The following is a 14,872-nucleotide window of genomic DNA, read 5'->3' on the forward strand; positions in this document are numbered from 1 at the left end:
GTTCCTCGCAGCCGGACGGTCCTTCGAAGGCGACGACAGCGACCGCAGTACCCTCGTGGACCGGCTCGACCTTCCCACGTCGGTCCGGCCCGGGAAGCGAGGACGACGGAAACGAAGACCGACGCTCCGTGTTTGTCTTCTTTCCGCTCTATCCGATAGCGCGTCGAGTAGCCATCGACCACGATATCGCGAGTGTTACGTCTTCTTATCTGTTATCGGGTAGAACTGTTCTCCGGACTGGAAACTGTCTCGGCCCATAGTTTAAAGATTTCGTACTACTCCGTGTAAGTGATACGAGATATGCCTTCACGCCGGATTTGCCGTCACATCCTCGTCGTCGGCATTGCCCTCCTGGCGCTCGGCCTGACCGGAGTCGTGGTGGCTGACGCCGCTCCCGCCACGCTCGAGGACGATCGTGACGCTGACCCCGACGTCGAGATCGACGCTGAGCTCCAGACCACCGACGGCACGACGACCGTCGTCGTCAGGTTCGAGGAACGATCCGAGCACGCGCTCCAACCGCTCTCCGAGGAGCAGCGCGTCGAATCGCTACAGACACATGCGAGCGATACGCAGGCACCCTTGACGGAACTCGCCGCCGACATCCCCGGCCTCGAGATCGAACGCCAGTTCTGGCTCACCAACGCTGTCGCTGTGAACGTCGATACTGACCGCGTCGACCTCGAGCGACTCGGGGCCGTCGACGGCGTGACGGCGATCCACGAGAACTACGAGATCGAACCCCACGGCGCGACGACCACGGGATCGTCGTCTACGGCCGGTCCGGCACCGTCGGTTCCCGAGTCGACGACCGACCCGATGCCGAGGTCGGAATCCGGATACACCGACGGGCTCGAGGCGATCGACGCCCCGACCGCGTGGTCGGCGTTCGACACCCGCGGCGAGGGGGTTCGGATCGCGGTCCTCGACACCGGGATCGATCCCGACCACGACGACATCACGTTCGACGCGGACAACTGGGCGGAGTTCGACGCGGGCGGAACCCACGTCGACTCGGAGCCACACGATCACGACGGCCACGGGACACACGTCAGCGGCACCGTCGCCGGCGGGAACACGACTGGAACCGCGATCGGCGTCGCCCCCGAGGCGGAACTCATGCACGGTAAGGTGCTCGGCGAGGACAGCAGCACCTTCACCGCGGTCGCTGCCGGCATGGAGTGGGCCGTCGAGAACGACGCGGACGTTCTGTCGCTGAGCCTCGGCGGGGGAAGCAAAGTCGACGCCATCGCCGAATCCGTCCGAAACGCCAACCAGGCAGGAACGACCGTCGTCACCTCGGTCGGGAACGAGGGAGCAGGAACCAGTACGTCACCCGGCGACGTCTACGACGCGTTCTCGATCGGCGCGAGCGACGACACCACCATCGCGGGCTTCTCGAGCAGCGAAACCGTCCACAAAGACGAGTGGTCCGACCCGCCCGAAGACTGGCCCGACGAGTACGACGTTCCCGACGTCGTCGCGCCGGGGGTCGACGTGGTCAGTGCCTCTCCCGGGAACGCCTACGCCGAGAAGGACGGCACCAGCATGGCTGCTCCCCACGTGTCTGGCGCGATTGCGCTCCTCTACGCGAACGCGGACGAAGACCTCTCCCCGGCCGAAACCCGCGATCTCCTCGCGACGACCGCCGACGACCTCGGAGCGGACCCAACTAGACAGGGTGCAGGTCGGATCAACGTCACCGACGCGCTCCTCGAGCACTCCCGCGAGACCCTCGATCCGACGATCGGCCCGGAGACGGCCAACGTCTCGCAGTCGACGACGATCACCGTCGAGACCGACCACCCGATCGAGCGCTACCACTGGGAGATCGACGGGACGACGGCAACGACGACCGAGCCGGAACGCGAGTACACCTTCGAGGAACTGGGTGCGAGTGAGGTGTCGGTCACGCTCGAGGACATCGGTGGCGAGAAGCTCCCCGTCTCGTCGACGATCGACGTCGTCGACGAGGTACCGCCGTCGGCCGCGCTCGCGGCGAACGCCACCGAGAGCGTCGAGGTCGGCCTCGAGACGGTCGCTCTCGACGCGAGCGAGTCGACGGATAACCACGAGATCGAACACTACGAGTGGGCGGTCGACGGCGAGCCGCTCGAGACGACGACCGGGCCCGAGATCGAGCACACGTTCGAAGACACCGGAACGAGGACCGTCACGGTGACGGTCGTCGACGAATCGGGCAACGCAGACACGGCGACGATCGCGGTCGAGGTCGTCGATACGACGCCGCCGACGGCCGTACTCGAGGCACCCCCGGAGGCCGTCGCGTTCACGGAGACGACGTTCGATGCGAGCGATTCGACGGACAACCACGAGATCGACCGCTACGAGTGGGCTCTCGGCGACGGAACGGAGACGACGACCGACGAGCCGGTCGTCACCCACGAGTACGAGGAGACGGGCAACCGGACCGTGACGCTGACCGTTTTCGACGAGGCTGGACACAGCCACGAGGTGACGGAATCCGTTACGGTCGTCGCTCCGCCGACCATTACCGTCGACTCACCCGACGACGGCGCGGCGTTCGCCGACGGATCGGTCAGCGTCGACTATACCCTCGAGCACACGGACCTCGAGGGGGCGGCCGGGCTCGAGTATCGGATTCTCGACGCGGCCGACGAACCGGTCGGGAACTGGACGAGCGCCGACTTCGAGGCGACTCGAGAGTCGATGTCGTTCGACCTGACGACGCCGGAACTCGCGGACGGTACCTACACGATCGAACTCCGGCTCGTCGACGACGAGGGTGACGACCTGTCTCTCCCGTCGGCGACCGACGACGTAACTGTCACCGTCAAGACGAGCCCCCCCACCATCGACGCCGATGTCGGCCCCGCGAGCGACGAGTTCGACTCGATCGGGGCACACAACCCGGCGGTGGTCGACGTCAGTGTGACCGATCCGCGCCACGCGTCGACGACCGTCGTAGTGGTCGGGCCGGACGAACAACAGGTCCGCGAGTGGGACCGGTCGGCCGAGACCGGCGACGGCGAGTTGACGACCCTCGAGTGGAACGCCACCGACGTGGACGGTGAACCGGTCGAGAGCGGCGAGTACGAGATCGTCGTGACTGCGGCAGACGACCTCGGCAACGAGGCCCAGGTCGACGAGACGGCCACCGTCGACACGACGCCACCGACGCTCGCCATCGAGTCGATCGATGGCGGCCACCTCGACGAGGATAGCCGCTATGGGAACGAGACGGACGACATCTCCGTGACGATCACGGCCGACGACGGACTCGGCGATCCGGACGGCCTCGAGTCGGTCGCCGTCGATCTCCGGGCAACCGAGACGAACTACCGGCACGCGTCCACCGTCGAGCACGAGGCAGACGGTACCTGGGTCGGTACCGTCGACCTCGAGGCCGTCCCCGACGAAGGGACCTACGACATTGCGGTCTCCGTCACGGACACAGCGAACAATACGGCCGCGACGACGGCCACCGAGCAGGTCCGGTACGATCGGACCGCACCGCGACTCGCCGCGACCATCCGAAATCACGATCCAGGGGAAGAGACCGCCGACGTTCGCGTGCGCTCGAGCGAGCCGCTCCGCGAGGCACCGACCGTCACGGTCACGCCTCCGTCCGGCGAGGAGCGGACCCTGACAGGGCTCACCGGAACGGACGACGCCACCTGGGCAGGCACGTTCGACGCGTCCGAGCAAGGGCAGTACGAGGTGACGGCGACCGGCGAGGACCGTGCGGGCAACCCCGGTAGCGACGACGCCCAGGTGACGATCGACGCGGTGAGCACGACGAACCGGACCGTGACGGTGTACAACGAGCGGACGGGCACGTTCGTCGCGTTCAACACGACCGCGGACGTCGAGGAGACGTTCGTGACGATCTCGGAAACGCGATCGGCACCGCACCCGCTCGATCGCGGCACCAGTGGCGTCGACTTCCTGACGGCCGAACTGGCCGAGAACCTCGATGCGTCGCTCTCGAACGCGACGATCGGCATGCCGGTCGACGAGGGACGGTTGCCCGACGGCGTCGCCCCCGACGCCGACGCGGTCGGTCTCCAGTGGTACAACGAATCGGCGGAGCAATGGGAGGATCGTGACCTCGAGACGAGAGAAATCGACATGGAGCAGGACGGTGAGACGATCGAGGGCACCTACTGGACCGCGACCGTCGATCACTTCTCGACGTACGGGGTGGTAGCCGAAGACGGGACGCCGCCGGAACTCGTCAGCGTCGACCCCGCGGACGGCGAGACGCTCGCGTCCGAGACGGAGACCCGGACGATCGAACTCGAGTATGCGGACGATCACTCCGGCGTCGATACGTCGTCGATCGCGCTCTCGATCGACGGCGAGGACGTTACCGATAGCGAACGGACACAGATCACGTCGACGCACACGACTCACGAGGATTTCGCCGTCACTCCGGACGAGACGTACGAGATCGTCCTCGAGATCGCCGACGAGGCCGGCAACGAGGCAACCTACGAAACCATGTTCGATGTCGCTGCGGACGACGACAACGACGAAGACGGGGACGGGGACGGGGACGGGAGTGGCGACGATGGTGATAGTGGTGACAGCGGTGACAACGACGGCGGCAGTGGTGGTAGTATCGGCGGCGGCGGGAGTCTCGGTGGTGGGGGCGACGAGACCGACGAAGCGAACGAGACCGACGAAACGACCGATGCAGGCGAAGCTGACGACCAAGCGACGGACGATCCGTCGGAAACTGATACCGGTACCGATGCCATTGACGACTCCACGACCGGCGAATCCGAATCCGAAGCCGAGGCCGAAGATATCGCTTCCGATGAGAGAGACGAACCATCGTCCGACGTAGATGGTGGTTCCGACGACTCGGATGGAATTCCGGGCTTCGGTGTCGCGGGGACAATCGTTGCGATGGTCGTGACTCTCGCACTCCACAAGGTCCGCCGGAAGTAGGCGGGCCTGCACGACCGTCGTGGTTCCGTGCCCCTTCGAGAGGAGGGGCAGTCTGGAGTCTTCAGCCGCCGATCGGAGCCACTTCGGGCTCGGTCGCACTGGCCACAGATGTCGATAGCACCCCGAACTGGCGCTGCTCGGGTCACTGTTGTGTCCGACCCAATCGAAGCCACGTCGAAGCGTTGGTTGTCTTTCGAGGGTACAGGAGTACACGTCGGCTCGTTCCGGTCGGCAGCGAAAGTAGACCGGACGGAGCGAGGGGAGACGAGAGCCCCAGTCTCGCGAGACGGCCGACGACGGAAACGGGGCGAAAACGGGAGTCCTCCGGCGGGCCCTTACTCGTCGTCCGGATCGCTACTCTCGAGTTCCGCGATCGCGTTCGCGACGTCCGAATCGGTCGCTTCCTCGAGCCGGTCGTTCCGATCACAAGCGCGGGGGGACTGTCTCGTTTCGGTGGGTTCCTGTTCGCTCATCGTCGGGACTCGGGTTGGTCTTCTCTTTGCGTTCGAGTCCATCATAGGTTCCGACGATTCTCAGGCCCTGAAGTCACCCACGAGGGCCAAACGGGAGTGAGGGAGAGACCGACACCGAGTAACAACTGCAACGATTTGCACACTGATCGCCGATCCGTCTGGCGATCGGGTGCACACTGACTTGCAGTGGCTAGTATAAGTGTCGATCACCCGCCGTCTGTTGTTCTCCTCGTGGCAGTGTGGACTGGCAGTTACGCCGTCCGCGTCGGCGGGACGAGCATCACGTTCCCGTCCGCTCGAGCGACGACCTCCTCGGAGACGCTTCCGAGCAGGAGACGCCGAAGCCGGCTGTGTCCACGCGAGCCGACGAGGATCGTCGTCGGCTCGAACTCGCTTTCGGCAGCGAGGATCTCGCCGGATGGATCTCCCCGTCGCACGTCGACCCGCGTCTCGATTCCCCACTCCTCGAGTCGCTCGGCCAGCTCGGCCAGCCGCCTTTCGGGATCGTCTTCGGTCGGGTCCGGGTCTTTCGGCGTCTCGACGTGGACCAGCGTCGCCTCCTGTGTCGCGTGACGAAGATACGAGAACGATTCGAACGCGCGGTCGGCGTTCTCGGAGAAATCGGTCGCGTACAGCAGCCGTCGAAAGAGGTGTTGTCTGAGCACGTCCGGTTCCTCGGACCCGCGTTCGATTCGATTGACGAGCAGCGGCGTCTCGGTCGTCCGTGCCAGGTTGCGTGCCGTCGATCCGATCACGCGGTTCTCGAGAGGGCTCTTTCCGCGGGAGCCGACGACCGTGAGACTCGCCCCGATCGTCTCGGCAATCCCCCTGATCCGTCGGTGGGGGGTCCCGCGAACGACGTGTACCTCGACGTCGAACTCCGCACGCTCGATCACGCGTCGATACGTCTCGATCGCCTTCTTGCGTCGGTTCTCGAAGTCGATACCGGGCATCCCCGCGTGGACGTTAGACGGGATCACCGTCACCAGATGCATCTCCTCGATACCGATCCGACCGAGACACGCGAGGCAGGTTTCGTTCTCGATGGTCGCCTCACTGGCGGCCGACAGGTCGGTTGCGAGTACCGCTCTCATACTCGTCGTAGTCCCTGTTACAATAATATTGTTTTCATAGGCCAATACAAATACCACAGTGACTCCGGTCGGGCGGGATCGCTGTCGTGTCTCTCGCCACTCATTTTCCCGAACGGGCCGACCAGACCACGGCGGTAACTTCGCGCGCTGGCTGGTATCGAATCCGTTCTTCATCTCTTTCTCGGTCGCTATATTCGGAAAACGTATGGAGATATTCTCGTTGGATAGCCGTTACATACTCTGCAGTAATATTGTGTACCAATCCCAAAAGCATTATACGCACTCTTCGGGTAGGGAGAACTGAGTAGAAATCCATGATCCGCACACGATCGGAGGCGACCCGGGTGATCGACACGTGATCGAGTTCGCGTCGCTCTCGCCAGCGGTACAGGCAACGGTACTCCTCGTCGTGGTTCTCGTCGAGGCGGTCGCCCTGTATGCCGGCTACGGCGTCGTCGAACGGGCCGTCGCACCGCCGCTCATCGAGACGATCGAAAACGCATAGTCAATGGAGCCACTCGGACTGAGTCTTGGACTGTTGGCGCTGTTCGTCGCCTTCGGTTTCATGGTCGGAGTCTTCTTCGGGTTCTTCGGAATGGGAGGCTCGTTTCTCGTCACCCCTGCGCTGTTGATCCTCGGTTACCCCGCACCGGTGGCGATCGGGAGTTCGATGGCGTTCGTCTTCGGCACGGCCGTCATCGCGACGATGAAACACCACGATGTCGGAGAGGTCGATTACAAACTCGGCGCGTTGATGTTCGTCGGGATCGCCCTCGGGATCGAAGCCGGGAAAGTCCTCGTCTACGGTCTCGAGGCGATCGGTCGAGCCGAACTCGTCGTCGGGACGGCGTACGTGCTGTTGCTGGCGGCGATCGGTGGGCTGTTCGTTCGGAGCGCGCTCAGGACGGGAAGTGAGGTTACCGACGACAGCAGCGGTGACGGAAACGAAGAGGAAATCCCCGAGATCGCGACGAAAATCAAGTCGTACAACCTTCCGCCCATGGTCACACTGGCTGACGGGAGCAAGGCCTCCATGTGGACGATTTCGGGGGTCGGGGGCGGCGTCGGTGTCGTCTCCGGGTTCCTCGGAGTCGGCGGCGGCTTCATCCGTATGCCTGCGATCTACTATCTCGTCGGCGTCCCACTCGCTGCTGCCGTCGGCACGAGCCTCTTCGGCGCGCTCATGTCCGGTGCAGTCGGCGCGTTCACCTACGGACTCGACGGTGTCGTCGACCTCGGAGTCGTGACGGGGCTGCTGGCCGGCAGCGCGCTCGGTGCCCGTATCGGTTCGGCGGCGACGGCCTACGTCGACGAGGACGACGTAACCATCTACTTCGGCGTCATGCTGTTGCTGGCGAGTTTCGCCGTCGCGCTCGGCGAGTTTGCAACCTGGCTCGAGATGCCGATCCTCGATACGATGAGTTTCGTCCTGCTCGTCGGCTCGTCGGCGTTCGTCACGGTCGTCATCTTCTACTACGGTGCACAAGCGGTTCGAACGAACGATATCGACCCGACTGCAACGGCGAGGGGGGACGATTAGCTGCTCGAGACGGCTGCCACGACCGTCGTGTTTCTCGAGGTCGTCTCGCGGTCGGCGAAGTCTCGAGCGCGACCGGGCCGACGGTAAGCGACTCTCTTTCAGGGAATCCGCGATCCGGATGGCTCACACGCGAGTGTCGCGACGGCACAGAGTCTTCGATCGTGCTCGCATACCGACCCAGACCTGGGTGGCAGAAGCGTCGTGTGATCCGCCCAGATCAGCCTTTCCGCGGCTGCTATTCGGGGTTGCACAATATTCACACAATCCTTTTATCGGCGCGTCTCCTATCTTCGGACAGATCATGGCTAACTCGATGGCGGAGCAACTCCAGCAGGATATGGAATGCGAGGGGCTGCTGGAGTGTATTCACGGTCTCAAGCAACTGGACAAGGAGTGCTTTCGGGTGATGGTCGAGAGCGACGAGCCACTGACCATCGACGAGGTCGCCGACCGGGTCGACCGCGAGCGTTCGACCGCCTACCGTTCGATCCAGCGGCTGCTCCAGGCGGGATTCATCCAGAAAGAACAGATCAACTACGACCAAGGCGGGTACTACCACGTCTACTACCCGTCGGACCCCTCCCAGATCGCCGACGACATGCAGCGTAAACTGAACGACTGGTACGCGAAGATGGGACAGCTCATTCAGGAGTTCGAGGACAAGTACGAGCAAGTCGACGCCGACGACCCGACGCCTGTCGAAAGCTGACCACAGTGTCCAGCTCCGCGAAGTTCACCCTCGAAGGGTCCGACTGTCTCTCCCTCCCTTTACCGTTCTCGGTCCGTCTGGCCTTCCCCGTCGACGCTTCGACGCGCGCTGATCGATACGTGAGCCACCCCTCGTCCGAACTGTCTTGTTCGGTAAGAGAAAGACCGAGACCGACGTTCGATCACAGTTGTGCGGATACCGGTCCGTCTCGAGCGTCGTCTCCGGGACGGTGGGCGACCGAGAGCAGAGCAGAGCAGAGCGGACGGCGGTCAGCGTTTCCCGTTGCTTTCAGCTACGATTGCCGTGATTTCGTCTTCCCACGGAATTAGAAGAGCGCGTTCGATTTATTTCGATCCGGAGCGACGATACGTGTATGAACGTACTCGTCGCGGTCGACGGTTCCGATGCGTCAGAAAACGCGCTCGCTCACGCCATCGACGTGGCGGAGGCGATGGACGGCACCGTCACTGCCGTCCATACCATCGATCCGTCCGTCTTCGACGTCGGTGGCAGCGATCCCATCGCGTCCGCGTCCGACGCCGACGAGCGGCTGATCCTCGAGAGCGTCGAGGACGCCGAACAGCGCGGGCTGGATGTTCTCGAGGAGGCGGTCGACCTCGCGTCAGAACACGGGAGCGATGTCGGAACGGAGCTGCTGTACGGGGACCCGGTCGAGGAAATCGCCGCCTTCGCCGACGACGAAGGGTTCGACGCCATCTTCGTCGGCCACCGGGGACGATCCGGGCGAACCGAACTGCTGGTCGGCAGCGTCGCGAAGCAACTGGTCGAGCGGGCGACGGTTCCGGTGACGGTCGTCCGCTGATGTCTCGTCTCGGTGGACTCTGATCGAAGCTCTCACTGACACACGAAGCGATGCAGACACTACAGTAACACTGCAAGTCAGTGCGCACCTGCTCGCCAGACGGATCGGTGCTCTCCGTTCGCCCGACACCCCGCTCACTCGACGTTGCCGTCGTGCGATCGGGGCTGTGCTGTCGCTCAGTCACTCTCACGGGCCGCGTTCGATTCGGTCTCGAGCAGTTCCTGGTAACGGTTTCGAATGGTTACTTTGCTAATCTCCGATACCTCGCTGACCGCCAACTGCGTTACCGTCTCCTCGGCGTCGACTGTCGCCGCGTAAACGGCGGCCGCGGCGAGGCCGACCGGGTTTTTGCCGACGTGGACCTCCTCTTCTTTCGCCGCCCGAAGGAGCGCTCGAGCGCGTCGCTCGATCTCCCCGGAGAGGTCGAGTTCCGAGACGAACCGCGGCACGTACCGTTCGGGATCGGCCGGCTGAACCTCGAGACCGAGTTCACGGACGATATAGCGGTACGTGCGTTTGAACTCCATCCTGTCGACACGACTGGCCGCGACGACGTCGTCGATACTTCGCGGAGTCTTCGCCTGGCGTGCCGCCGCGTAGGTCGCCGCCGATGCGACGCCTTCGATCGAGCGGCCCGGCAGGAGGTCTTCCTCGAGGGCGCGCCGGTAGATGACGCTGGCGGTCTCACGGACCGACTCGCTCAGTCCGAGTGCACTCCCCATCCGCTCGATCTCGCCGAGCGCCTGCTTGAGGTTGCGCTCTTTCGAGTCGCGGGTACGGAACCGCTCGTTCCAGGTTCGTAGCCGCTGCATCTTCCGGCGCTGGCGGCCCGACAGCGCTTTCCCGTAGGCGTCTTCGTCCTGCCAGCCGATGTTCGTCGAGAGCCCGTCGTCGTGCATCAGCTTCGTCGCTGGCGCGCCCACGCGGCTCTTCTCGTCTCTCTCACCGGCGTCGAACGCGCGCCACTCGGGGCCACGGTCGATCTCGTTTTCTTCGACGACGAGACCGCAGCCGTCACAGACGGTCTCGCCGCGTTCGTCGTCGGTGACGAGGGGGCCGCGACACTCGGGGCAGCGTCGCTCGTCGTCCTGGCTCTCGCGTTCGCGGTCGGTCGTCGTTCGCGTCGATTCGGGACGCGATTCGTGCGTCTGCTCGTCGTCGGTTCGGAGACGTGCTTCTGTCATGGGACTCACCTGCGGGTGGAGGGCAGGTCGGCGAGGACTACCGGACGGCAAAGCCCGAAGAAACCCGGAAGTCGCTCTTACTAACCACAAGTAATGGCGAAAAGTGTTTAAATCTTTTGTCACATAGGGGAAATATATCGACGGATACCGATCGAAGCGTTCAGGACCCGAAACTTCGGTCCGAAAGCGTCCCTGACGGCTCGAGTGCCAGGGGATCGATGGCCGGGACCAAGGGAGGAATATACTTTCCTCGTGGTCCGTCTCACGTCGGGGACGTCTCCCGACATGCCGTATTCGCGGTCCGACTCGTCTAATGGACTACTCCGACGACTGACAGGCGATCACCCCGGCGGGACCGACAGATGGTGGTCCTCGAGTGGTCCACGCCGCCGTAACCGGGAGATTCAGACGGTGAGGGCCGCGCTGTCGGCCGATCGGGGATCGGCAGTCGGTTACTGGCGGCTATGTGCCGTCTCCCGCAGATCGGTTTTTCACACCAAACCAATACTCCAACCGAGTTTCGGCTCGAGGCTAATCGTACCTGGCAGCCGTTGCACACGGTCAGTATCGCCAGCCGATACGCGTCCGGAGAGCCCGTCTCGAGCCAGTGGGTCAGCTCGTACCGATGTCGTCTCCGCGTTCGGTCCGTGGGAACGAACGGCGCTGTTGGTCTTGTTGTATGGTTTTGGACCTTATGCACAATACTTTAGTAACTGAGCCTCGTAGCATTTCGTGTATGGCAACGAGCACCCGATCCGTTCGAGCGTTCGACTACGACTGGGAGTACTCCTCGCGAGTATCGCTGCTGTTTGGCGTCTTCGCGACGGTAGCGGTCGTCGGCTGGCTGGTTAGCTCACTGCTGACGGCGATCCACATCTTCGCACTCCCTGCAATACCGGCCGATGCCCCCGTGCAGGGGAGCATCGAAGTAATCACGAGCCCGTGGGCGTACGTCTTCGGCGTCCCGCTTGCGACCCTCGGTGCGTTCTACTATCTGACCACCATCGGCCTCTCGTTGTGGTGGTTCGACACGCGCCACCCGCTGATTATCAAGATACTGACGCCGATCACGGCGACTGGCGTCGTCGCCTCGGCGTACTTCGTCTATCTGCAACTGGGCGTAATCGGCGAAATCTGTCCGTTCTGTATGATGTCCGCAGCGGCGAGCGTAACCCTGTTCGGTCTCGAGTTGGGCATCCTGCGACAGTCTAACGCGCCGTCCCTGTCGGAGATGCTGTCGGACGTCGGCTCGGTGTTCACACGGACGAACCTCGCGGTCGTCGTCTTTCCGCTGCTGGTCGGACTCGCGAGCGTCGGTGGACTGTTCCTCGTTCCGCTGTTGCCGCTACCGGACGTCGTTCCGTTCGTCTGATCGACCGCCACTGTGGCGTCGATCACGCTTCCGGTCACTCCGGGACGCTCTTTCGTCCCGTAATCGAGTCGGGTGCGAGTCGAAAATCGTCGAACTCGATCTCGTCCCGTGGACGGTCGAACACGTCGACCGTCGGAATTCGAACCGCCCACATACCCTGTACCGCCGTCGATTCGTGAGGGAGAGCGGCTAGCTCCTCGAGGGTCCCCGTCGCGACGACGCTTCGCCAGTCGTCGTTTTCGCTGTAGGTGACGAACGAGACGGGGTTGTCGATGACGGCTTCTTTTCGCGTTCCTGGTGGAAACGAGAGTCTGAAGTAGAAGCTCTCTTCCGCCGCGTAGTACCCGTACGATACCGGAAGTGAGGCTGGCGGTTCGTTCGGTCCGCTGACGAACGAAAGGACGCCGGTGCCGCCACGTTCCAGAAACTCGTCCCGTTCCTCTTTGGGAAGGGTGACCCAGCGTAGGCTGGCCATGCCCCTCGCTACGACGAGGACGGGGAAAAGCCATCGACCAACGATCACGATGGCTGTCAAAACGCCGGCGGAGATCGGCAACTCGACGAGAGCGAACGGGCGTTCGAGAACAGTCACCCACAGCTATGGCACTTCCGGACCGTGTATGCGTACGGACATATGACCACGGACGTCGGACTCACCGTCGGTGACTCACTCGAGCGAATGGAACGGACGATTCCGGGCTTCGACCTCGCCGAGTTGTCGATCGGCGAAGGGACCAACCCGGATACGATCGACGAGACTCGCCTCGAGGAGGGGCTCTCCGAGGAGGACGCGGACCTCTGTGTCCATCTCCCGTTCAAACAAGACGTCGCAACCCCCGTCCCGGAGATCAACGACGCGATCGTCGACTACCTGACCCGACTGCTCTCCTGGGCCGGAACGGTCGACGCCCGAAAAGCAGTGCTTCACGGAACCGCCCGTAATCCCCACGACACGGCTCTGCGCCCCGTCTTCGCCGACCAGCTCGAGGCGATCGGGACGGCAGCCGACGAGGCAGGCGTCGAACTCGTCGTCGAGAACGTCGGCCACCAGAAACGGGGCCTGCCGCTGTCGGTACTCGGCGATCTGGCCCGCGAGACCGATACTGCGGTCTGTTTCGACGTCGGCCACGCATACATGGAGGACGGTGAGGACGGAATCGACCGGTTCCTCTCGGGCTACGGCGACCTGGTGTCACACCTGCACGTCCACGACGCCCGCAGTCGCGGCGACACCCACCTCCCGATCGGTGCCGGCGAGATCGAGTACGGCGTCGTCGCCGACCACCTCGAGGGGTTCGACGGAACCGTCGCGGTCGAGGTCTTTACCGACGATCGAACGTTGCTGCGTGACACCGCCGATCGCGCGATCGACGCGCTCGAGGTGTAAGAGAGCCGAGGAAGCTGTGTTCCGAACCCGGAGTCGGAATCGGAATCAGAATCGGAATCAGAACCGGACGCCGACTCGAGACCACGAGGCAGGTGATACCCCGTATCTGCCCGGATACCGGGAATCGCCCTCCGGTGTTAATGGGAATGCGGACGTAGCTCCGCGCATGACGTTCGTGGTTCCCTTCGACGGGACGAAGCTGGCGGAGGCCGCCCTCGTCAGGGCAGGGGAGTACGCTGTGGCTCTCGATCAGGACGTGACGGTCGTGACCGTCGTCCCGGAGCGAAAGCGTTACGCCCGCGAGAAAAACTGGATCGGGGAAGACGAGTCGTACGATGTCGAGACAGTCGTGGACCGACTCCGGGAGAGAGTCCACACGCTGGTGCCCGACGCGACCTTCGAGTACGAACGCATTCGGGAGTTTCCGCCCGAAGACCGGATCGCGAACCACGTCGAACGCCTGATGCACGAGCACGATCCGAGCGTCGTTTTCCTCGGAAGCGACAACGTCGGCCGCGTCGTCACCCCGCTGACCAGCGTCGGCGTCCACGTCGCCGACGAGGAGTCCTACGACGTCTTCATCGTCCGCCGACCACACCCGCCGAAACTGGATTCGGTCGAAGCCCACGAGGAGTTTTACGAGAGGGAGTGAGAACGGACAGCCCTGACCGTTCCGACGGCTAAGAGCACTCGAGTGGGAACCGACTCGCGGGTGACCGGCCACTTGCGGGCCGACCGACGGGTCGAAAGCGCACACTCTTGTGCCTGACACACAAATACGTCTCCATGGGATTTCACACGTACCCCACCGAGCGAGCCGACGACCTCGAGGACCCGTCGCGGTACCGGTTCTGTTCTCGCGAGGAGTTGCTCGAGTTGCTCGCCCCGACCGGTGACGACACCGTCGCTGACCTGGGGTCGGGGACGGGCTTCTATTCGCGGGACGTGGCCCCGTTCGTCGACGCGTTGTACGCGGTCGACGTACAGGCGGAGATGCACGAGTATCACCGCGAGGAAGGCGTCCCGGAGAACGTCGACCTGCTGACGAGTGAGGTCTCCTCGCTACCGTTCGACGACGGCGAACTCGACGCCGCGTTCTCGACGATGACTCACCACGAGTACGCCGACGACGAGACGATGGCGGAACTCGCTCGGGTGATTCGTCCGGACGGCCGACTCGTCACCGTCGACTGGTCGGCGACCGGAAGCGGCGAAGACGGGCCGCCAGTCGACGAACGATTCGGTCCCACCGAGGTCGAAACGCAACTCGAGAGTGCCGGATTTACCGTCGAACGACGCCACGATCGGCCGGAGACGCTGGCAGTCGTCGGCGTTCGGTAGCGGACGCGTTG

At 63.7% G+C, this 14,872-nt stretch carries 13 protein-coding genes; 9 read left to right on the forward strand and 4 right to left on the reverse strand.

Annotated elements, in window-relative coordinates; translation table 11 throughout:
* Positions 1 to 300: 300 nt before the first annotated feature.
* On the forward strand, positions 301 to 4,938 hold the full coding sequence (locus tag C446_RS03965; protein ID WP_006671773.1) for a S8 family serine peptidase: 4,638 nt from the start codon (positions 301 to 303) through the stop codon (positions 4,936 to 4,938).
* A gap of 335 nt (positions 4,939 to 5,273) precedes the next feature.
* Here C446_RS03965 and C446_RS19020 read toward each other — a convergent pair whose 3' ends face one another.
* Together C446_RS19020 and C446_RS03970 are read right to left on the reverse strand one after the other, a co-directional pair.
* Positions 5,274 to 5,411 (reverse strand): hypothetical protein, encoded by a 138-nt coding sequence (locus tag C446_RS19020; RefSeq protein ID WP_160162953.1) that lies wholly within the window; start codon positions 5,409 to 5,411, stop codon positions 5,274 to 5,276.
* 251 nt (positions 5,412 to 5,662) lie between these two features.
* Complete coding sequence (locus tag C446_RS03970; RefSeq protein WP_006671774.1) at positions 5,663 to 6,505, reverse strand: universal stress protein; 843 nt, start codon at positions 6,503 to 6,505, stop codon at positions 5,663 to 5,665.
* Between the two features lie 355 nt (positions 6,506 to 6,860).
* Here C446_RS03970 and C446_RS19235 point away from each other — a divergent pair, with 355 nt between their 5' ends.
* The 4 genes from C446_RS19235 (at position 6,861) to C446_RS03985 (ending at position 9,577) form a co-directional block, all read left to right on the forward strand.
* The gene (locus C446_RS19235) at positions 6,861 to 7,010 is read left to right on the forward strand and encodes a DUF7512 family protein (protein WP_006671775.1); all 150 of its coding nucleotides are present in this window, start codon (positions 6,861 to 6,863) and stop codon (positions 7,008 to 7,010) included.
* A 3-nt stretch (positions 7,011 to 7,013) separates the two neighbouring features.
* Entirely contained in the window at positions 7,014 to 8,045 is a 1,032-nt protein-coding gene (locus tag C446_RS03975; RefSeq protein WP_006671776.1) for a sulfite exporter TauE/SafE family protein, read from the forward strand.
* 301 nt (positions 8,046 to 8,346) lie between these two features.
* Positions 8,347 to 8,754 carry a helix-turn-helix domain-containing protein gene (locus C446_RS03980; protein WP_006671777.1) on the forward strand — a complete coding sequence of 136 codons (408 nt, stop codon included), beginning with the start codon at positions 8,347 to 8,349 and terminating at the stop codon, positions 8,752 to 8,754.
* Positions 8,755 to 9,127: 373 nt separating this feature from the next.
* The gene (locus C446_RS03985; protein WP_006671778.1) at positions 9,128 to 9,577 is read left to right on the forward strand and encodes a universal stress protein; all 450 of its coding nucleotides are present in this window, start codon (positions 9,128 to 9,130) and stop codon (positions 9,575 to 9,577) included.
* 176 nt (positions 9,578 to 9,753) lie between these two features.
* Here C446_RS03985 and C446_RS03990 read toward each other — a convergent pair whose 3' ends face one another.
* Entirely contained in the window at positions 9,754 to 10,761 is a 1,008-nt protein-coding gene (locus tag C446_RS03990; RefSeq protein ID WP_006671779.1) for a transcription initiation factor IIB, read from the reverse strand.
* A 736-nt stretch (positions 10,762 to 11,497) separates the two neighbouring features.
* Between C446_RS03990 and C446_RS03995 the strand changes: the two genes are divergently transcribed.
* Positions 11,498 to 12,133, forward strand: a complete 636-nt coding sequence (locus C446_RS03995; protein WP_006671780.1) for a vitamin K epoxide reductase family protein — start codon at positions 11,498 to 11,500, stop codon at positions 12,131 to 12,133.
* A gap of 34 nt (positions 12,134 to 12,167) precedes the next feature.
* On the opposite strand, the gene C446_RS04000 is transcribed toward C446_RS03995, so the two are convergent.
* The gene (locus C446_RS04000) at positions 12,168 to 12,608 is read right to left on the reverse strand and encodes a pyridoxamine 5'-phosphate oxidase family protein (protein WP_049920016.1); all 441 of its coding nucleotides are present in this window, start codon (positions 12,606 to 12,608) and stop codon (positions 12,168 to 12,170) included.
* A 159-nt stretch (positions 12,609 to 12,767) separates the two neighbouring features.
* Between C446_RS04000 and C446_RS04005 the strand changes: the two genes are divergently transcribed.
* From C446_RS04005 to C446_RS04015, 3 genes are all read left to right on the forward strand, one after another.
* Positions 12,768 to 13,520: a sugar phosphate isomerase/epimerase family protein gene (locus C446_RS04005; RefSeq protein WP_006671782.1), complete on the forward strand. Its 753-nt coding sequence runs from the start codon at positions 12,768 to 12,770 to the stop codon at positions 13,518 to 13,520.
* Positions 13,521 to 13,686: 166 nt separating this feature from the next.
* Positions 13,687 to 14,172, forward strand: coding sequence for a universal stress protein (locus tag C446_RS04010; RefSeq protein WP_006671783.1), 486 nt, complete (start codon positions 13,687 to 13,689; stop codon positions 14,170 to 14,172).
* Between the two features lie 134 nt (positions 14,173 to 14,306).
* On the forward strand, positions 14,307 to 14,861 hold the full coding sequence (locus C446_RS04015) for a class I SAM-dependent methyltransferase (protein ID WP_006671784.1): 555 nt from the start codon (positions 14,307 to 14,309) through the stop codon (positions 14,859 to 14,861).
* Positions 14,862 to 14,872 lie beyond the last annotated feature (11 nt).

The sequence above is a fragment of the Halobiforma nitratireducens JCM 10879 genome, assembly GCF_000337895.1.
Classification (GTDB): Archaea; Halobacteriota; Halobacteria; order Halobacteriales; family Natrialbaceae; genus Natronobacterium; species Natronobacterium nitratireducens.